Origin of the sequence: Empedobacter sp. UBA7494 (assembly GCF_002478465.1) — a bacterium.
In the GTDB taxonomy this organism is placed as follows: domain Bacteria; phylum Bacteroidota; class Bacteroidia; order Flavobacteriales; family Weeksellaceae; genus Empedobacter; species Empedobacter falsenii_B.
On record NZ_DLOC01000007.1, the window covers coordinates 17,623 to 35,756 of the forward strand.

The window sequence follows — 18,134 nt, forward strand, 5'->3', positions numbered from 1 at the left end:
TTGATTCGCTTTCCTTTATTTTAAAACCTTTACTTCTTTCAATCTTAATATTTTATTCTAAGGTTACTTTTCGAATAGGTTTGATGAAAAATGCAATTAAAATTACGATTAAAATTGTCATTGTTCCGCCAAAAATAATTCCAGGAACTAATCCTAAAAATGTTGCAGCAATTCCACTTTCTAAAGCTCCTAATTCGTTAGAAGAACTTACAAATATTGAATTGACAGATGAAACACGACCTTTCAAATTTTCGGGCGTTTTAATTTGTAAAATACTTTGACGAATCACCATCGAAATTGCATCAAAAGCACCTCCAAACATCAAAATCACAAAACATAAATACAGATTTTGACTAAATCCGAAAGATATAATGCAAATACCAAACATTGCGACTGCTCCCAATAATTTTGGTCCAACATTTCCTTTTAATAAACTTGGAATCATCGACAAGAAAAACATCATTATAATCGATCCAATTCCATGCGCTGAACGTAATAAACCAAAAGCTTCAGAACCTTGATTCAATACTTTTTCAACGAAAGCTGGTAACAACGATTCTGCTCCACCAAAGAAAACCGCAAACATATCCAAACTCAAAACAGCTAATATAATTGGCGTTCCCCAAATAAATCTCAAACCTTCTTTGATACGTGTCATTGGCGATTCTGTCGATTCTGATTCTGATATTTCTGCTGGTTTTTTAGAAATTAATAATATCATCACCATCGAAATACACATAATTGTAAAAGCGGTTATCAAAGCGGCTTCAATACTAAATTTTGCTAAAATAACTCCTCCTGCCAAAGGCCCTAAAACTGATCCAATCATAAATGCAGAAGACGAAAGCGGAATTGCTTTTGTGTAATTTTCTTTACGGACAACTAAGGCTAAAAGAGCAAATAAAGCTGGTCCGCTAAAGGATCTTGTCAATCCTAAAATGAAAAATGCAAAATAACAGATTCCCAAATAAACAGGAATTCCGATTGCTTCTCTAACAGACGGAAAGTTAACAATCATCAACACAAAAGAAGCGGTCATAAAACAACCAATACTTCGTACCAAGATCATCCGTTTATCCAATTTATCGACCAATTGTCCCGCATAAAAAGCAGTTAAAAGAATTGGTAAAAACTCGGCTAAACCAATTAATCCAAGAAAAATTTCTTTCTGAGTGACTTTAAAAATTTCGTACGCAACAGACGTACTCTGAATGAATAAAGCAAAGATTAAAGAAAACCTTAAAAATATGAATGGAATAAATTCTTTATTTTTCCAAACGGATGGAATTTTCTCCTCTGATGTCATTTTGTAATTTGAATTTTAAGTTTTTAAATGTACATTGATTTTATTCAAAACTACCTTGATTTTGGATAATAAATTTGTATAAAATCAAAAAAATCTTCGTGTATTTCTACCCGAAGATTTTTGAAAGTTTATGATGTATTTTATTGTTTAATTTAAGCGAATTGTAATTGTTTTTTCTCCTCTAATTGAAGACGATATTCGTAAATGTCCTCAATTGTCAAAACTGTCATTTCATGTTTTTCGGCAAAATCTATAATTTGAGGAACTTTCGCCATTGTACCATCAACATTTGTCAATTCGCATAAAACTGCTTCATTTCCCAAATCTGCCAATTTCACAATATCAATGCTTCCTTCCGTATGTCCTCGTCGCTCCATAACGCCTTTTGGACGAGCAATTAAAGGAAAAACATGTCCAGGACGATTAAGATCAGTCGGTTTTGCTTGAGGATGAATTGCCGTTTTTATCGTTTGTACACGATCCGCAGCAGAAACACCAGTTGTTACACCTTCTTTTGCCTCAATCGTAACTGTAAATGCTGTATGAAAACGCGAATTGTTATTCTCAACCATCGGATTTAACTCCAACTCATTTGCTTTATCTTTCGAAATACACAGACAAACAATTCCGCTACATTCGCGAATCAATAAAGCCATATCTGGTGCTGTAATGGTGGAAGCAGGAAAAATGATATCACCTTCGTTTTCGCGGTTTTCATCATCAATTAATAAAATTCCTTTTCCGTTTTGTAGATCTTTAATTGCATTTGCAATTCTTTCATTGGCTGTTGAGCCAAATTGTGTGATTGTTTTCATTTGATTTTTGTTTTATCATGAAACATCACTTCAGGGCGAAACACATTGTTAAGTAATAAGTTCAAAGATGTGCGTCATGAGTTTTTTACTCAGAACTTAACTCTTATCACTCATGACTTTCTGTTGTGTTCAATTTTCTTCTCTCATCCAGACTATACTGTCGGTTTTGGAGTTTCACCAAATCAGTCCCATAACAAAGTTAAAGGAGTCGCGGACTATAACCGCCGGTAAGGAATTTCGCCTTGCCCCGAAGAAAATTTCGTTTGTTAATACTAATTTTTTATTTGAAAAATTACCATAAACTTTCGTGGACAAAGTTACAAAACCAAAATGAGTTATTTATAATGAATAAAGATTATTTTGTCTACTATCAATAAAAACCATATCTTTATTAAAACACTAATAAAATGAAAAACAAAGCATTAAAAATAGTTCTGAAAGTTGGTTATTACGCTTTATGCGGATATTTAGTTGGATTATTAATTTCTTATATCTCACCAACTGGAACAAGCCAAAACGCACCCTTTACGTGTATAGCTGGATCAATGACTTTTTTATTTTTTAAAGATTATATCATTCCATATTACAGAAGTCAAATTCAACAAAAATAGACTTTACAAATATTTCTCAACAATCGGTTTTATTTGATTTGCGATAAATTGATATCCTTTTTCATTTGGATGAATACCATATTTTGAAAGAAATTCTTCTTTAGTTGAATTAAAACGTGAGAAAATATCAATAAATTCTATTTGATTTTGAAGTGCTAATTCTTTTAGCTTTTGATTGTATAATTCAATTTTTTGAGTCGTACGAAATTTACGATCTGGAATTTTTATTCCATCTACTTTTTTAGAAATTGGTAAAATACTTATCACATAAATGTTAGGTGTAAATTCTTTTGCTTGAGAAATTACTTCAAAAAGATTTGATTCAAAATTAGCGAATGAAACCAATTCTAAATCATTTGCGCCATAAAAAAAGAAAACTAAATTTTCGTCAGGAGAAAGACGTGCTTTTGTCTCAACTTCAAATCGGTTCATTAAACCTTCCGTTGTCTCACCTCCTATTCCGAGATTAAAACAATTGACTTCATTTGCATTGTTGTTATAAAATTCTGTATGACAATAACGTTTCAAAATTTCTACATAACCTCCCAAAACTCCGTCATATTCTCCGTAGAATACTATCACCAAAAAATAAGCAGTTTGTCATCATCATCTAAAACAACACTTTATCCTCTTTTCTTAATTCCTCCAAATAAGCAGCTTTTTCGTCTCGATAAAATAAATTCATTGTTTCGAATGGAATTAATTTCAACTCTTTGTTGACGATATGTACGCAAGATTTTTTTACGGCGCGAACATCAAAATCATGTGCATCCATAAAATTCATAATGATTATTCGGAACAAATTATCGTAATCTAAATCCAATTCGGGCGCACAAACTTCTGGCAAACAACAAAGTAATTGATTCACTTTTGGTTGCACTTTATCAACAGAAATTCCTGTACTAAAAATGTCTAATAATTGTACTTTCAATTGTTCATCTTGTTCGTAGACAATTGTATTTTTAGATTCGTTATTCAACAAATCCGCAGGATTTATATAACGTGTAAGCGGAATTACCTCATCATTCAATTTCAGCATATAACCCATCGCCAAAGCATCTGGATTACACGGAACCGGAATAATATCATCTGAATTAAAAAGTGGATATTGATCAATAATTTCTTGACGAACTTCTGTCAATGTAATTTTTTCGTGAGAAGAATCTTCTCTATTTCTTCCCGCAATTTCGACAGGTTGAAACGTCACGCCACGCACACATTTTTGTTTGAGCGCAAAATCAATAATCTTCCCAATTTCATCAATATTTTTATCTTTTTGAAGAACAACAACCAAAGTTGTAGAAAGATTTAATTCATTCAATTTTTCTAAAGCTTTCATTCGAACATCTGTCAAATCTTTTCCTCGAAAATCTTCTAAAACTTCTTTTTTAAATGAATCAAATTGTAAATAAACTTCAAATTCGGGTGCATAAGTCGCTAATTTTTCGGCAAAACCTGAATCATTAGCAATTCTAATTCCGTTTGTATTCAACATCAAGTGTTTAATCGGTTTTGATTTTGCAATTTCCATAATCTCAAAAAATTGTGGATGAATTGTTGGCTCTCCGCCACTAATTTGCACCACATCTGGCTCACCTTCATTTTTTACAATTGTATCAAACATCGCTTCAATCTGCTCCAAACTACGATGAGAACCGTAATGTGGCGATGACATGGCATAACAAGTTGGACAAGTTAAATTGCATCGATCCGTCACCTCAACAATTGATAAACACGAATGTTGCTCGTGATCGACACACAAACCACAATCGTACGGACAACCATATTCGACATCCGTCCCAAAATGCAAAGGCATTTCCGAAGCTTTGTTATAATTTCTTATGTTTTTATAATAATCGACATCCGTTGCTATTTTTGTTTTGAAGAAACCATGATCTGGACAACATTTTGTCATAAAAACATTCTCGTCCTCGATAATAATTTTTGCACCAACACGTTTTAAACATTCTGGACAAAGTGAAATTGTATAATCGTAATACGTATAATTTCTAACTGGCATAGTATGAGTTTTAAGTACTTAATATCCATCAAAAATAAGATAGATTAAAACTATAAATAATAAAAACAATCCTATAAGTGATCCAAAAAATAATATCACTAATCGTTGTATATTTATTTTTTTCTGAATTGATTGATAAATTAAACTAATAAGAGAAATAAGACCTGCACCAATAAATGCTACAAGTAATAAAAACAGAACAATATCATCTGTATGAATAAATTGTTGCACAAAAATAACTGCTAACATTGGCTAGGTTTTACATTCCACCACAAACCATTCCCGAAATAACTAGCGTAATCAACGCACATACTCCAAAAACCATGAGATAGTGTTTTGATTCTTTTTTATGTCCAGAAATTGAGTTAATAATTAGTGAAATTAATGTACCAACAGCACCACAAATAATTGCTATCACTAACAAAATCGCAATGATAATATAAATAAAATCACTTCCAAGACCGCCTTCTGCAAAAATAACTGCGTAGATCATTTTATGTATTTAGGTTGAGTTTGTAATAACTTAAAGATATAATAAAAAATAACACCAACACAAGTAATTTGAATAGAACTTAAACCTAAAAAAATTGGATGAATTGGCTTGATAAAATCTAAACAAAGACGAAATAAAAAATAAACCAGCATAAAGACTTGAAAGAGATAACCAGATGGATAAATATATTTTTTCTGAATAATCTTCAAAACTATCCAAAGCAAAAGAAGGTAAACAATTTCGTACAACGCAACGGGATGACGCAACAATCCATCGCCCAAATCCATTCCGAAAATAGATGTTGTTTCTATTCCATATGTTTGTTCATAAATGCCTGTTAAAAAGCAACCAATTCGTCCAATTATCATCGCTAAAATCAAAGGAAAAGTAATCAAATCTCCTGTACTTTCTTTGTGACCAATTATCTTTTTTGTGAGTTCTACACCAATTAAACCAAAGGTTAAACCACCTATGATTGTGTTACTTGTCCAGAAAAAGAGAAAAGGATTTTTTGCATCCAAAAGAGCTTGCGGATTTTCTAATGTTCCAATTATTTTAGATCCCAAAAGTGCACCAATTAAAGCGCCTATAATTATACTAAACGATTGTATTGTCGATAAACTTGATTTATTTCGTTTTCGTAGAAATTCATAATAACGCATCGCAATAAAAATTCCGACCGATTCGAGAATAGGATGAACTAAGACTGAGTGTCCAAAAATTTCAATGGATATAGGAAAATCTATTATCACAAATTAATTAGGTTTTGAGTAAAAGTAATTGATTTTATAGAAATAAAAAAAGCGATGTTAAACATCGCTTTTCGTTTATATTTTGAAAATTTTCTTATCTAAATTTTGAAAAATCTCTTGGACGTTTTTCTAAGAATGCATTACGACCTTCTACAGCCTCTTCTGTACCATATGCAAAACGTGTTGTTTCACCAGCAAAAATTTGTTGTCCAACTAAGCCATCATCTACCAAATTGAATGCATATTTCAACATTTTAATTGCTGTTGGCGATTTTGTTAAAATCTCTTGTGCCCAATCAAAAGCAACTTGTTCTAACTCGTCATGCGGAACAACTAAATTCACCATTCCCATGTCGTAAGCCTCTTGTGCAGAATAATTCAATCCTAAGAAAAAGATTTCACGCGCACGTTTTTGACCAACTTGTTTCGCCAAATAAGCCGAACCATAACCACCATCAAATGAAGCTACATCAGCATCTGTTTGTTTGAAAATTGCGTGCTCTTTAGAAGCCAATGTCATATCACAAACCACGTGCAAAGAATGTCCTCCACCTACTGCCCAACCGTTTACTACAGCCACAACAACTTTAGTCGAAAAACGAATCAAACGCTGAACTTCTAAAATATTCAAACGTCCAACACCATCTTGTCCTTCATAACCTTTTGCACCACGAACACGTTGATCTCCTCCAGAACAGAAAGCCCAACCACCGTCTTTTGCAGATGGTCCTTCTCCTGTCAATAAAATTACACCAACTTCACGGTCTTCTTCTGCTAATTGAAAAGCATCTAATAATTCGAAAACAGTTTTTGGACGAAATGCATTACGAACTTCAGGACGATTAAACGCAATACGCATTACACCATCACATTTCTTGAACGTGATATCTTCGTACTCCTTTACCGTTTGCCAATTGATTGTTGCCATTATATATTTTGTTTTTTGATTAAAAATTTAACTTTTCGAAATTAAGGCTTTTCTATTAATTAAGAATAAAGTTAATAAAACTATAAGTTATTTTTTAATTTGATTTCACTAACAAGTCTCCTATTGTTTTTGATTTCAGCTCTGTTTCTCGCCATTCATTTTCCGGAATAGAATCGGGCATTATACCTCCTCCTACATATAAATTGACTTTATTCGAAAAGATTTTCGCGCAGCGAAGATTAACGAAATATTCTGATTCTGTTTTATTTTGATAGCCCATAAAACCTGCATAAAAAGTACGATCATATCCTTCATTTTTTAGGATGAAATCTTTTGACAAATCTTTTGGCATTCCTCCTACAGCAGGCGTTGGATGCAAGGCTTTCAACAAGTCATACAGCTGAGATTTGTCTTTTAATTGAGCTGAAATAAATGATTTCAAATGTTCAAAAAATCCTGCATTTACCGAAAATGGTCCGTCCACCTCAATGTAAGAAGTATAAGGTTCTAAAGTAGATGAAATATAATCAGTTACTACTTGTTGTTCGTGATATTCTTTCTCTGTCCATTCATCTTCTTTTGCTTTTGTTCCAGCTAAAGAAACAGTTTGTATAAATTGATTATTTTCTTTCAATAAAAGCTCTGGCGAAGCTCCAATCCAACAACCTTCTTCTGTATCAAATCGCAAATACACATAGGCATTTGGATAATGTTGATGTAAATTTTTAAAAGTTTCAACTAAATTAATATTCGTTTCTGGAAGTGAATTGATTCGACTAATTACAATTTTTTTAGTTGGTGAATCACTTTGTAATTCTTCAACTGTTTTTTGAATTAAATCAATATAATTTTCATACGAAATTGCTTCATTTTTGTTTGATTCTGGTAAAGAAAGTTCAAAATTTGGTAATTCATTTATTCCAATATCTATAACCTCATTATCATTAAATTCAACCAATTTTGTATTATCGAAACTATTACAAATAAACTTGTTATCCGATTCAAAATCTTTATTTTCCCACAACTCCACTTGTGTAGAATTTGGTTTTCTAAAAAGAAGAAAAGGTTCTTGATTCTGAATTAATCTTTCAAGTTTATCTTGAAATTTTTTAAACATGTTTTTTAGAAATAATAGCGTTTGTTAAATGTGTATAACAGATTAATTTATCGTTTTCATCTTTGATTTCAATCTTAATCAAATGCGAAGTAAGACCTTGTTTTACGACTGTTGCATGCCCAAAAATTGTTCCTTCCTTTTTTGGACGAAGATGATTTGCGTCAACATGTTGACCAACCGCCACAAAATCATCCGAATTTAGAATAACATTAGACAAAGTACTTCCCAACGTTTCTGCCAAAACGATAGAAGCGCCGCCGTGCAACAAACCAAAAGGCTGATGAACTTTAGGCGTTACAGGCATTTTTCCTGATAAAAAATCTTCTCCAACTGCCGTAAATTCTATATCTAAAGTTTCAAGTAATGTATTTTTCGACATTTCGTTGAACTTCTGTAAAATATCTTGTTCGTTCATGATTTAATGTATTTTTGGGTTATAAAGTGCTGGATGTTTCGCCGTAACATCTTTGTAAAAATCTTGAATTTCATCCATCACATCTTCTAAAGTTCTGTTTTCTGTATCCACAATTTTTGAAATTCCAGCTCGTTTTTTCTTGAAATCACAATAAGCCAAAACAATCGGAACATCTGCTTTTTGTGCGATATAGAAAAATCCATTTTTCCATTTTTCTGCACGAGAACGTGTTCCTTCTGGTGTATTGATTAAATATAATTTATCTGATTTTTTCAAAATATCCGAAGCAAAATCAACCATATTATGTCGTTGAGAACGATCAATTCCGATTCCGCCCATTTTCTTGATAAAATATCCATACCAAGGCTTTGTCCAAGCATCTTTGATAAACATTTTCATTGGAATTCCCATTTGCCAAAAAGCCAAAATAGTGTAGTAAAAATCCCAATTAGAAGTGTGTGGAGCGCAAACCAAAACGCATTTATCTACTTTCGATAAATCAAGATGATTATCTAATTTCCAACTTCCTAATGAGTACAAAAGTTTACCTAAAAATTTTTTCATAAAATGATGCTTTATGCATTTGCAAACATACAAAACTCGAAACGGATATTAGTCAATGTAACCAAAAATAAAAAGAGACATCCCGAAATGAAATGTCTCTTTTTGAATATTATTAATTAAAATACTTCTTAAGTCTACGCAAAGAAATCAACGATTATTTGAATGATTTCTGTAGTTAATGTTAATAGAATCTGTATCATCTTTATAGTGTATTTCTTGGTTTGATTTTTCTTTTTTGTTTTCAGTTCTTGGTAAATTTAGTCCTACTGAACCGTCTTTACTTTCGACACGAATACCATTTTTATCAATTCTAACTCTCGCCGAATCGTTTCCGTCATTCAAATTTATGTTTACATCCTCTGAATCAAGATTAATATCGTCCTCAGAATCTGAATCTTTTTGACAATTCAAACATACGAATTTTTTTCCATTATACCCAATAAATTTATTCTTCAAATCATATAAATAATCTCGATCATTATCATTATTAATAATTGTCATTCGATCAGTGTTATTCGTGTGAATTAATTTATTCTTAGGAACATACAATTTGATATCAACCGTTTGATTTCTAAATTTACCATCTTTAGGAATTTTAATAAACTCATCTAAATAAAGTTTATTTCTATTTAATTCGTAATTATATCTAATTGCTTCTAAATTACGTTTTGCTTCTTCTTTACTTCCTCCTTTAGAAGAATAAGTTACTTGAACATGAAGTTTATCGTCTGTACTTTCTTCGATCTCAAAAATATCATCAATTGGTATAATTAAGTTTCCATTAGCATCAATTAATTGATCTAAATCGTTAAAAGTTTTGAACTTTAAATTGCCTTCATTATTTTCTCTAAAATAAACTTGTAACGTATCAGAAGGAATAACATAACTTTTTTCTTGAGTCATTTCAACTGAGTTTCTAAATTTACTTGCTGTACTTACCGAAATTCCGATGATTGCAAATAAAGCAACAAACCAAAGAGCAATTGCTCCAAATATTACAGCTTTACTAACTTTTACTCTATTCCAGAAACATTTTACACCTAAAATTGTCAACAAAACACCTGGAATTACCATTAGTATTCCTCCAAATATTTTGGCTGCCATACTCATCCATTCTTCTTCTACAAGATAACCGAATAATTCAGTAGGCATTTCTGTCCAAGTTGTAAAGAAGAAAAAGAATCCTCCAATGATTAATCCAATTCCTGTACTTAGAATGATAAATCCGATGAACCAAAGTAGAATTCGACCAAAAACGCCAAAGGCTCCACCTAGTTTATTACTTAATTCTTTGCTCCCACTTACAACAGCTTCACTAGCTTGTTCTACGTTTTTTTTTAACGTATCAATATTCGCTGGTTGCCCGTACATCTGCAACTTTTCTGATGTTGTTTTTGCTTTCGGAACAAAAATTAACAAGATAAAATAACAGAACACCACTAAGAAAAATGATACACCTGCTGTGAAAATTCCTAAAATTCCAAGAACTAACCAAATAGAACGTACAAACCAAGGATCAACGCCCATATAATGCGCCAAACCAGCAGATAATCCTGTTACAATTGTATCATCTGGATCGCGGTACAAACGTTTCGCACTTGTTTGTTGTCCTCCATACGATTGATTATTTGACGAATAATTGTATGATGAATTTGTAGACGTTCTTTCGTTCTCTTCATCTTCTTCAACTTTGTATTGATCTGGATGTCCCATCGTAGCAATTACAAAATTGATATCATCTTCATTTACAACTTCTCTAAATTTTAATCGTTCACGAAATAATTCAGAAATACGGATTTCTACATCTTCAATAATATCTTCTACACCTTCCGTACCTCTCAAAGAAGTTTTTACATCTTGTAAATAGGTCTTTAATTTATTATAGGCGATTTCGTCTAACACGAAAGAAAATCCTCCTATACTTATTGATACTGTTTTATCCATTTTTGTGCGTTTCTGTGGTTACTTTATTCACGGCTTCAATTAACTGTTCCCAAGTTTCAGCTAATTCTTTTAAAAAATTTTCACCTAACTCTGTAAGTGCATAATATTTGCGAGGTGGTCCTGACGTTGATTCTTCCCAGCGATACTGTAAAAGGTCATCATTTTTAAGTCTTGTCAAAAGCGGATATAATGTTCCTTCAACAACAATCATCTCTGCTTTTTTCAATTCGTCTATGATATCAGATGCATACGCATCTCCTTTTTTGATAATGCTGAGAATACAATATTCCAGTACACCTTTTCGCATCTGAACTTTTGTTTTCTCTATATTCATAAGAACGGCTTGTTTTATTTTGTTATACAAATATATATAAAAGTTTTAGTATTATGCAAAACAAAGTACTGAATTATTTTTAGTATTATAAATAAAAAAGACAACAATCGGTCTGTTTATCAAGATTTGTTGAATTAATATTTTTTTAAAGTTTTTTTTAGAAAATTTCTAAATCTCCAAAAAAAAGAACTTTTAAAGATGATTTTTACTAAATTTAGAGAATAATTAAAGCTAATTATGGATCAATTCTCTTGGATAAAAGATTATAAAAGCAACGAAAATATAGAAACGTTAACTGATATTATTCCAGATTTATTTAAACAATATTATATGATTCATTGGAAAATTGGAATTATAGATGATTTTCCTTTCGAAAAATATCCATCAAATAACTCGACCATAGAAGAAATCAACCAAAGAATAAAGATTGAAAGAGGATTTGGATTATTTCTTAATCCTCAAAAAAGTAATCTTTACAGAGAAATTAATCTTGATGAACTTTCTCAAAAACTTAAACTTGAAAAAAATATAAATATTTTAAATGATTTTAAAGATAATCCGGCAATTGAGTTTTTAGATAATCAAACAATTGATTGTATAGATAAAGGATTAAATAAAATTATAAATTCTCAAACCTTACATTTATATGTCAACAATATCGAGGAATTTTATTGGGAAGAAAATTATAAGCAAAGGAATAGTAATGTTTTAATTTCAGAATATCTTGATTTTCAAAGAAATTCAGATTTCAACTCTAATTTTTTTTTTCCCCCGATGATTTAAGTTGGTGCTTGATTACTTACGAAGATTTACCTCTTATATTTTGTACAAATACTAATAATCCTTTTGATTTAGAATTATTCCCATTAATATATAATCAAACATTATTTTAATAGTATTAATCATAATTCATCAATAATTAACTTTCCTTACCTTTGTCAAAAATCGAGCTCACACAATGAAAAAAATTATAGGAAGTGCAATGCTTTTAGGTGCATTTTTGGCATCAGAAAGTGCTTTAGCTTGGGGATTAACAGGTCACCGAGTAGTTTCTCAAATTGCAGAACAACACATTAGCAAGAAAACTCGTAAAAAAATTACAAAAATTATTGGTCCACAAAAGTTAGCTTATTGGGCAAACTGGCCAGATTTTATCAAGTCTGATGATTCTTGGAAACATGCAGATTCTTATCACTATGTTAACATTCCTGGAGATTTAAATCGTCAACAATTTGATGCTGCTTTAGAGCAAACTTCAGATGAAAACATGTACAAAAAAGGTTTGTTTTTAATGAATGAATTAAAAAACAATAAAAACCTTACAATCGAGCAAAAACAACACGATTTATATTTCTTGATTCACATTCTTGGTGATGCACATCAACCACTTCACGTTGGTCGCCCAGATGATTTGGGAGGAAATCGTATCAAAGTTGAATGGTTCCGTGATAAAGTAAATATCCACACCGTTTGGGATTCTAAATTGGTAGATTACGAAAACTATTCTTACACAGAATATTCTAATTTATTGGATATTGCGTCAAAAGAACGTCAAAAAGCAATGAAAGAAGGTACTTATGCTGATTGGATTTATGGTTCGTACATTCTTGCAAACAATATCTATGCAGGAGTAAAAATGGACGATAAATTAGGTTACCGTTACCATTTTGATAATAAATTTATCATTGAAGATCAATTGTTAAAAGGAGGAATTCGTTTAGCAAAAGTTTTAGACGATGTATTCAAATAAAATATATTTTTAGATCATTCTAAAATAAATTCAAATCCTGAAAAGTCAATTTTTCAGGATTTTTTATGCGTTAAATTTATTATTCGGACTTTTTGACATTAAACAAATTGCAAAACAAGTCATTTTGTCCGATAAAATCATTTTGCATGTAATTTGAAAAGAAGTAAGCATGAACAATGAAATCAAAAATTTAAACATACAAGACATGAATACAGTTAGAAAAAACAGAGCAAATTATTTTCCTTTTGGATTTGAAAATGAAATGCGTCCAAAATTTGAAACTTTTGTAAATTCTCAAAATCAATTTCCTGCAGTAAATATCAAAGAAAACGAAGATAGTTTCGAGATTTTATTAGCTGCACCAGGTTTAAACAAAGAAGACTTCTCAATTGAAATTGATGAAAATATTTTGAAAATTTCATCAGAATTTAAACAAAATGAAGAAGTAAAAGATGAAAAATTTTCGAGAAGAGAATTTAATTTTTCAAGTTTCAAAAGAGCTTTTACATTGCCAGAAACCATAAACGAAGACAAAATAGAAGCATCTTATGTAAACGGAATTTTACAATTAGTTTTACCTAAAAAAGAAGAAGCTTTACCAAAAGAAAAACGTAGCATACAAATTTCATAGATATAGTTAATTTTAGTTGGTTATTAAATCCTCAATTCTTCGGAGTTGAGGATTTTTGTTTAAATAAAATTTATAATTTTATCATTTCCTCAAAAACAATGTTCAAAAAAGTAACTATTTTATCGAAAGCGGAATGAAAAAGTTTTTACCAAAAACACTTAATAATTTTTAGAAAAAAGTGCTTTTTAGTTAAAATTATTAAAAACTAATCTTTTACATTTACAAAAGACTAAAACTTAACTATGCACAAAAACATTTTATCTACAATAACTTATGTTGTAAAAACACGTTTTTGCACAAGCTCAAAAGAATTTCAAATCACTGAATTTAATTCGGATAATGGATTAAAAAACAGGTTGGATGCTTTTAGTTTTCTTAAAATTACATCGAAATTATTTCAAATGAAGGTTTGCTACAAATTGAAAGCAATTTCATTCAACCAAAAACAATTGATCGAATAAATACTGAAAATCAATTTTCCTAACGGAAATAATTACAAACGCTTAAAACTAATTAATCAAGAAGCTATTTTTATCACTCCAAATGAAAATATTTTTCCTTACGGAATTAGTTTGTCTTTTGTTTTAAATGAAGATTTCGATACTTTAAAAAAAGACAACGAATATGAAATTTATTCTTTAAAAAACTCTGAACAAATTAATTATTCTGAACAACTTAATCATTTAATAATCGAATATAAATTACTGAAAAACTTAGGTTTTGAAGAATAAATAGATGCAATAAAATTAAATAAAAATCTATTCTCAAATTTTGATATTAATGTTGATCATTTTGAAATTTTAGACACACCTTTTTTGTGGAATAACCCAACAAGACAATTTTTTATAAATAATATTTCGAACCGCGAATTTATTTTAGATTGTCTTTACGACCATCTTTTTCATTATCAAGATTTTGATTATGATCAGTTTTTAGAAAAGAATTGTCCTAAAGAAATTGAAAAAAATATTTATGCAATGTTGCATGATCAAGGTGGTTTATTATTTATTGGTTATCATCCAGAAAATTTAACCGAAAGTATTATGAGCGATATCGAATTAATTATTACAATTTACTTGATGCAAATTTTTCTCAGGACGAATATTTGTATAAAAATATTAATTTACAAATATTTGTTTCAATAATTTTTCTGTTTTAGCAATTACGGTTTTTCCATTAAATGAAGAATCAAAAAAGAGTCATGCATATAACCCTGATAAAATATTTGTACTGCAAAATAATCGATTCATTAAGATGAAAGATAATTAAAAAACAATATTATATTTTCAAAAAAACATAAATACATGAAAGACATCTACAGATGTTTTTTTTATTTCACAAAATATTCTATTTTAGACCTAATTTGTAAAATTTATCACACGAAATTACTTTAATTATGAAATTGATTAACACATTAACCTACTCTACAATCGCATTATCGTCTATTGCAGTGCATGCACAAGCACAAGAGAAATTAGATCCAACTGTACAAAGTTTTGTAACCGAAATTCAAAATAATTCGCAGTTAAAGAAAATTTCGCACGAATTATTAGATGGAATCGGACCTCGTTTAGTAGGAACTCCACAAATGGATCAAGCAGGAGAATGGGCAATTAAAACGTTGAAATCTTGGGGGATTGATGCACGCCTTGAAGATTATGGGACATGGAAAGCATGGGAGCGCGGAATAACGCATGTTGATATGACGTATCCAAGAGCAAAATCTATCGAAGCTACTCAATTAGCATGGTCACCAGCAACTAAAAAAGCTGTGAATGCGGATGCTATTGCAATGCCAGTTTTCAAAACAAAAGCTGAGTTTGATGCTTGGTTACCTTCTGTAAAAGGAAAAGTTGTTTTGATGTCACAAAACCAATCATATGGACGTTCTGATTATCAATACAAAAATTTTGGTTTAGAGGATTTGTATAAAAAAGTTACTGAAACAAGAAAAGCTGAAGCTGAAGCTTGGGCAAATTCTATCAAAGTGACAGGTTACAACAACAATACACTTCCAGAAGTTTTTGAGAAAAATGGAGCTGCAGCAGTTGCAATTTCTTATTGGACAGGAATTATGGGTGCGAATAGAATTTTTGGTGCAAAAACGAAAACTATTCCAATGTTGGATATTTCTAATGAAGATTACGGAATGTTATATCGTTTAGCCGAAAATGGAACTGCTCCAAAATTGACTGTTAATGTTCAATCTAAACACAATGGAGTTGCAAAAACATTTAATATTATTGGAGAAATTAAAGGAAAAGAAAAACCTAACGAGTACATTATTCTTTCTGCTCACTTTGATTCTTGGGATGGTGCTCAAGGGGCGACAGACAACGGAACTGGTACTATCACAATGATGGAAACGATTCGTACGATCAAAAAATTATATCCAAATAACAAACGTACAATTTTGATTTGTTTATGGGGAAGTGAAGAACAAGGATTGAATGGTTCTCGTGCTTTTGTAGAAGATCATCCAGAAATTATTAAAAACACGCAGGCTGTATTTAACCAAGATAACGGAACAGGGCGTGTAGTAAATATCAATGGATCTGGTTTCGAAAAATCATATGAATACATGACGCGTTGGTTACAAGCTGTTCCTAATTTTATTACAAAAGAAATCAAGACAGATTTTCCTGGAATGCCAAGTGGCGGAGGTTCTGATCATGCTTCTTTTATCGCTGCAGGAGCGCCAGCTTTCGGACTTAGTTCGTTAAATTGGGGTTACGGTACGTATACTTGGCACACAAACAAAGATACGTATGATAAAATCGTTTTTGAAGAAGTACAAACGAATGCAATTTTGAGTGCAACTTTAACGATGATGGCAGATCAAGAAAAAGATTTAGTAAGTCGTGAGCGTCGTGTATTACCTACTGGTAGAGATGGAAAACAGCAAGAATGGCCAGAGGTTAAAAGCCCTGCAAGAAATTCTGATACTTATTTAAAATAAGATATTCTCAAATAAAAAGTCCACTTTTCATTGGACTTTTTGATTTTACTCTAAATTTATTCTTTTGTTTTAAACTCAATTTTATATTCTTCTTCTATAAAAGAAGTCATGGATATTATGGAATTAAGAAATAGGCTTTAAATATTATTAAGTATAAAAAAATCCGTTCGATTATTCGAACGGATTTTATATTTTTCCTAAAAAAGCACTTTTTAGTAAGCAGCGTCTTTGATACGAGCTTTTTTACCACGTAATGCTCTGAAGTAGAAGATACGAGCTCTACGAACTTTACCTTTTTTGTTTACTTCAATTTTTTGTAACGCTGGCATGTTAACTGGGAAGATACGCTCTACACCAACATCTCCAGACATTTTACGGATTGTGAAAGTTTCTGTAGTCCCTTGTCCTCTTCTTTGGATAACAACCCCTTTAAAGAACTGAACACGAGTTTTTCCACCCTCTGTAATTTCTTGATAAACTGTAATAGTATCACCTGCTGCAAAAGCTGGGAACTCTTTTTTAGCTACGTATTTCTCTTGTACGTATTTTACTAAATTTTCCATTATTATAATTTCAATTTATTTAAATTGAGCAACTTAAACGTCTTTCGTCAGAGGTTGAACAATGTGGGTGCAAAATTAATCAAAAATATTTATTATACAAATGATTCTCTTTCTTTTACGAATAAATTTTCACTAATTCATCTTCAAAAGATTGATTTGTTAATTGTGCTACGACTAATTTCATCGCTAAAAGTCGAGCAGTTTTTTTATCATCTGTCACAATTTCTAGCCAAGATGAACTTTCTGTTCCTGTTTGTTGAAACATTTTGTCAATGTAATTGGTATAAACATCCCATAACTCTTGTGCCTTTTGATCCAATGCTCCTAATTTCCATTGTTTCAATTCGTCGTCTTTTCGGTCTTGCAAACGTTCCGCTTGTTCTTCTTTCGAAATCGAAAGGAAAATTTTAACCAAAATAATTCCATCATCTTGCAAAAGCTTTTCTATTTCTACTACTTGTTTCATAAACTTTGTATGTTGTTCTTCCGTACAAAATCCGAAAACAGGCTCTACAACAGCACGATTATACCAAGAACGATCAAAGAATACAATTTCACCTGCATTTGGTAATTCTTTAAAATATCGCTGAAAATACCATTGTCCTTGTTCTATTTCAGTCGGCTTTGGTAATGCTTCAACACGATATTTTTTAGGGTTTAGAAATTCACTTATTCTCGAAATTGTTCCTCCTTTTCCAGCTGCGTCACGACCTTCAAAAATAATTAACGCACGTTTATTCTCTTGAATAATTTTAGATTGTATTTCTAACAATTTTTCTTGAAGTTCTTTTAATTCTTTCTCATAAGCGAGTTGTTCTTTGAACTTCTTTTCTTTTATAATATAATGTCTAACCAAAAAATCAATGATTTCTTGCTTATTATTTATTTTTTCTAAATCATTTAAATCAAATTCAGCCATAGTTTTAGGTTTG

General features: G+C 30.9%; 21 protein-coding genes and 1 riboswitch. Of the genes, 6 read left to right on the forward strand and 15 right to left on the reverse strand.

Features of this window, described 5'->3' with window-relative positions; all coding sequences use genetic code 11:
- Positions 1-52: 52 nt before the first annotated feature.
- Positions 53-1,306, reverse strand: coding sequence for an MFS transporter (locus B4E95_RS00635; protein WP_291063909.1), 1,254 nt, complete (start codon positions 1,304-1,306; stop codon positions 53-55).
- 152 nt (positions 1,307-1,458) lie between these two features.
- Positions 1,459-2,121 carry a 3,4-dihydroxy-2-butanone-4-phosphate synthase gene (gene ribB / locus B4E95_RS00640; protein ID WP_225540593.1) on the reverse strand — a complete coding sequence of 221 codons (663 nt, stop codon included), beginning with the start codon at positions 2,119-2,121 and terminating at the stop codon, positions 1,459-1,461.
- Between the two features lie 131 nt (positions 2,122-2,252).
- Positions 2,253-2,380, reverse strand: a riboswitch (FMN riboswitch).
- A gap of 148 nt (positions 2,381-2,528) precedes the next feature.
- On the opposite strand from ribB, the gene B4E95_RS00645 reads away from it, so the two are divergent.
- The gene (locus B4E95_RS00645) at positions 2,529-2,732 is read left to right on the forward strand and encodes a hypothetical protein (protein ID WP_291058868.1); all 204 of its coding nucleotides are present in this window, start codon (positions 2,529-2,531) and stop codon (positions 2,730-2,732) included.
- A 3-nt stretch (positions 2,733-2,735) separates the two neighbouring features.
- Here B4E95_RS00645 and B4E95_RS00650 read toward each other — a convergent pair whose 3' ends face one another.
- The 11 genes from B4E95_RS00650 to B4E95_RS00700 form a co-directional block, all read right to left on the reverse strand.
- A complete protein-coding gene (locus tag B4E95_RS00650; protein WP_291058883.1) occupies positions 2,736-3,314 on the reverse strand; it encodes an SGNH/GDSL hydrolase family protein in 579 nt (192 codons plus the stop codon).
- A gap of 28 nt (positions 3,315-3,342) precedes the next feature.
- The gene (locus B4E95_RS00655; RefSeq protein ID WP_225540721.1) at positions 3,343-4,752 is read right to left on the reverse strand and encodes a radical SAM protein; all 1,410 of its coding nucleotides are present in this window, start codon (positions 4,750-4,752) and stop codon (positions 3,343-3,345) included.
- A gap of 18 nt (positions 4,753-4,770) precedes the next feature.
- A complete protein-coding gene (locus B4E95_RS00660) occupies positions 4,771-5,001 on the reverse strand; it encodes a hypothetical protein (protein WP_221854865.1) in 231 nt (76 codons plus the stop codon).
- Positions 5,002-5,011: 10 nt separating this feature from the next.
- Positions 5,012-5,245, reverse strand: a complete 234-nt coding sequence (locus B4E95_RS00665) for a hypothetical protein (RefSeq protein ID WP_225539258.1) — start codon at positions 5,243-5,245, stop codon at positions 5,012-5,014.
- A complete protein-coding gene (locus B4E95_RS00670; protein WP_312149366.1) occupies positions 5,242-5,997 on the reverse strand; it encodes a prolipoprotein diacylglyceryl transferase in 756 nt (251 codons plus the stop codon). The genes B4E95_RS00665 and B4E95_RS00670 overlap by 4 nt, the downstream gene beginning before the upstream one ends.
- Positions 5,998-6,091: 94 nt before the next feature.
- Positions 6,092-6,925, reverse strand: coding sequence for a 1,4-dihydroxy-2-naphthoyl-CoA synthase (locus B4E95_RS00675; RefSeq protein ID WP_114999699.1), 834 nt, complete (start codon positions 6,923-6,925; stop codon positions 6,092-6,094).
- Between the two features lie 94 nt (positions 6,926-7,019).
- Positions 7,020-8,042, reverse strand: a complete 1,023-nt coding sequence (locus B4E95_RS00680) for an isochorismate synthase (protein WP_291063919.1) — start codon at positions 8,040-8,042, stop codon at positions 7,020-7,022.
- Positions 8,035-8,457, reverse strand: a complete 423-nt coding sequence (locus B4E95_RS00685; RefSeq protein ID WP_291063921.1) for a PaaI family thioesterase — start codon at positions 8,455-8,457, stop codon at positions 8,035-8,037. Before B4E95_RS00685 ends, B4E95_RS00680 begins: the two co-directional genes overlap by 8 nt.
- A 3-nt stretch (positions 8,458-8,460) precedes the next feature.
- Complete coding sequence (locus tag B4E95_RS00690; RefSeq protein ID WP_291063923.1) at positions 8,461-9,021, reverse strand: 1-acyl-sn-glycerol-3-phosphate acyltransferase; 561 nt, start codon at positions 9,019-9,021, stop codon at positions 8,461-8,463.
- A 147-nt stretch (positions 9,022-9,168) separates the two neighbouring features.
- Entirely contained in the window at positions 9,169-10,965 is a 1,797-nt protein-coding gene (locus B4E95_RS00695) for a PspC domain-containing protein (RefSeq protein ID WP_291078180.1), read from the reverse strand.
- On the reverse strand, positions 10,958-11,299 hold the full coding sequence (locus B4E95_RS00700) for a PadR family transcriptional regulator (protein ID WP_038332243.1): 342 nt from the start codon (positions 11,297-11,299) through the stop codon (positions 10,958-10,960). The genes B4E95_RS00695 and B4E95_RS00700 overlap by 8 nt, the downstream gene beginning before the upstream one ends.
- A 237-nt stretch (positions 11,300-11,536) precedes the next feature.
- Here B4E95_RS00700 and B4E95_RS00705 point away from each other — a divergent pair, with 237 nt between their 5' ends.
- The 5 genes from B4E95_RS00705 to B4E95_RS00725 all read left to right on the forward strand — a co-directional run bounded on the left by B4E95_RS00705 (position 11,537) and on the right by B4E95_RS00725 (position 16,639).
- Positions 11,537-12,082: a hypothetical protein gene (locus tag B4E95_RS00705; protein WP_291078178.1), complete on the forward strand. Its 546-nt coding sequence runs from the start codon at positions 11,537-11,539 to the stop codon at positions 12,080-12,082.
- Between the two features lie 175 nt (positions 12,083-12,257).
- Positions 12,258-13,049 (forward strand): S1/P1 nuclease, encoded by a 792-nt coding sequence (locus B4E95_RS00710; protein ID WP_291089108.1) that lies wholly within the window; start codon positions 12,258-12,260, stop codon positions 13,047-13,049.
- Positions 13,050-13,254: 205 nt separating this feature from the next.
- Positions 13,255-13,680, forward strand: a complete 426-nt coding sequence (locus B4E95_RS00715) for an Hsp20/alpha crystallin family protein (RefSeq protein ID WP_286495625.1) — start codon at positions 13,255-13,257, stop codon at positions 13,678-13,680.
- Positions 13,681-14,495: 815 nt separating this feature from the next.
- Positions 14,496-14,825 carry a hypothetical protein gene (locus B4E95_RS00720; protein WP_291089111.1) on the forward strand — a complete coding sequence of 110 codons (330 nt, stop codon included), beginning with the start codon at positions 14,496-14,498 and terminating at the stop codon, positions 14,823-14,825.
- A 251-nt stretch (positions 14,826-15,076) separates the two neighbouring features.
- The gene (locus B4E95_RS00725) at positions 15,077-16,639 is read left to right on the forward strand and encodes a M20/M25/M40 family metallo-hydrolase (protein WP_291089114.1); all 1,563 of its coding nucleotides are present in this window, start codon (positions 15,077-15,079) and stop codon (positions 16,637-16,639) included.
- Positions 16,640-16,851: 212 nt separating this feature from the next.
- Here the strand turns inward: B4E95_RS00725 and rplS are convergent, their stop codons facing one another.
- Together rplS and ppk2 are read right to left on the reverse strand one after the other, a co-directional pair.
- Positions 16,852-17,202 carry a 50S ribosomal protein L19 gene (gene rplS / locus B4E95_RS00730; protein ID WP_019975296.1) on the reverse strand — a complete coding sequence of 117 codons (351 nt, stop codon included), beginning with the start codon at positions 17,200-17,202 and terminating at the stop codon, positions 16,852-16,854.
- Positions 17,203-17,317: 115 nt separating this feature from the next.
- Positions 17,318-18,121: a polyphosphate kinase 2 gene (ppk2, locus tag B4E95_RS00735; protein WP_291089117.1), complete on the reverse strand. Its 804-nt coding sequence runs from the start codon at positions 18,119-18,121 to the stop codon at positions 17,318-17,320.
- Positions 18,122-18,134 lie beyond the last annotated feature (13 nt).

What these genes read in the sequence shown, in the direction of transcription:
- B4E95_RS00635 (WP_291063909.1), bottom strand. Translation starts at nt 1,306, where the DNA reads ATGACATCAGAGGAGAAAATTCCATCCGTTTGGAAAAATAAAGAATTT.
- ribB (WP_225540593.1), bottom strand. Translation starts at nt 2,121, where the DNA reads ATGAAAACAATCACACAATTTGGCTCAACAGCCAATGAAAGAATTGCA.
- B4E95_RS00645 (WP_291058868.1), top strand. Translation starts at nt 2,529, where the DNA reads ATGAAAAACAAAGCATTAAAAATAGTTCTGAAAGTTGGTTATTACGCT.
- B4E95_RS00655 (WP_225540721.1), bottom strand. Translation starts at nt 4,752, where the DNA reads ATGCCAGTTAGAAATTATACGTATTACGATTATACAATTTCACTTTGT.
- B4E95_RS00660 (WP_221854865.1), bottom strand. Translation starts at nt 5,001, where the DNA reads ATGTTAGCAGTTATTTTTGTGCAACAATTTATTCATACAGATGATATT.
- B4E95_RS00665 (WP_225539258.1), bottom strand. Translation starts at nt 5,245, where the DNA reads ATGATCTACGCAGTTATTTTTGCAGAAGGCGGTCTTGGAAGTGATTTT.
- B4E95_RS00675 (WP_114999699.1), bottom strand. Translation starts at nt 6,925, where the DNA reads ATGGCAACAATCAATTGGCAAACGGTAAAGGAGTACGAAGATATCACG.
- B4E95_RS00680 (WP_291063919.1), bottom strand. Translation starts at nt 8,042, where the DNA reads ATGTTTAAAAAATTTCAAGATAAACTTGAAAGATTAATTCAGAATCAA.
- B4E95_RS00685 (WP_291063921.1), bottom strand. Translation starts at nt 8,457, where the DNA reads ATGAACGAACAAGATATTTTACAGAAGTTCAACGAAATGTCGAAAAAT.
- B4E95_RS00690 (WP_291063923.1), bottom strand. Translation starts at nt 9,021, where the DNA reads ATGAAAAAATTTTTAGGTAAACTTTTGTACTCATTAGGAAGTTGGAAA.
- B4E95_RS00695 (WP_291078180.1), bottom strand. Translation starts at nt 10,965, where the DNA reads ATGGATAAAACAGTATCAATAAGTATAGGAGGATTTTCTTTCGTGTTA.
- B4E95_RS00700 (WP_038332243.1), bottom strand. Translation starts at nt 11,299, where the DNA reads ATGAATATAGAGAAAACAAAAGTTCAGATGCGAAAAGGTGTACTGGAA.
- B4E95_RS00705 (WP_291078178.1), top strand. Translation starts at nt 11,537, where the DNA reads ATGGATCAATTCTCTTGGATAAAAGATTATAAAAGCAACGAAAATATA.
- B4E95_RS00710 (WP_291089108.1), top strand. Translation starts at nt 12,258, where the DNA reads ATGAAAAAAATTATAGGAAGTGCAATGCTTTTAGGTGCATTTTTGGCA.
- B4E95_RS00715 (WP_286495625.1), top strand. Translation starts at nt 13,255, where the DNA reads ATGAATACAGTTAGAAAAAACAGAGCAAATTATTTTCCTTTTGGATTT.
- B4E95_RS00725 (WP_291089114.1), top strand. Translation starts at nt 15,077, where the DNA reads ATGAAATTGATTAACACATTAACCTACTCTACAATCGCATTATCGTCT.
- rplS (WP_019975296.1), bottom strand. Translation starts at nt 17,202, where the DNA reads ATGGAAAATTTAGTAAAATACGTACAAGAGAAATACGTAGCTAAAAAA.
- ppk2 (WP_291089117.1), bottom strand. Translation starts at nt 18,121, where the DNA reads ATGGCTGAATTTGATTTAAATGATTTAGAAAAAATAAATAATAAGCAA.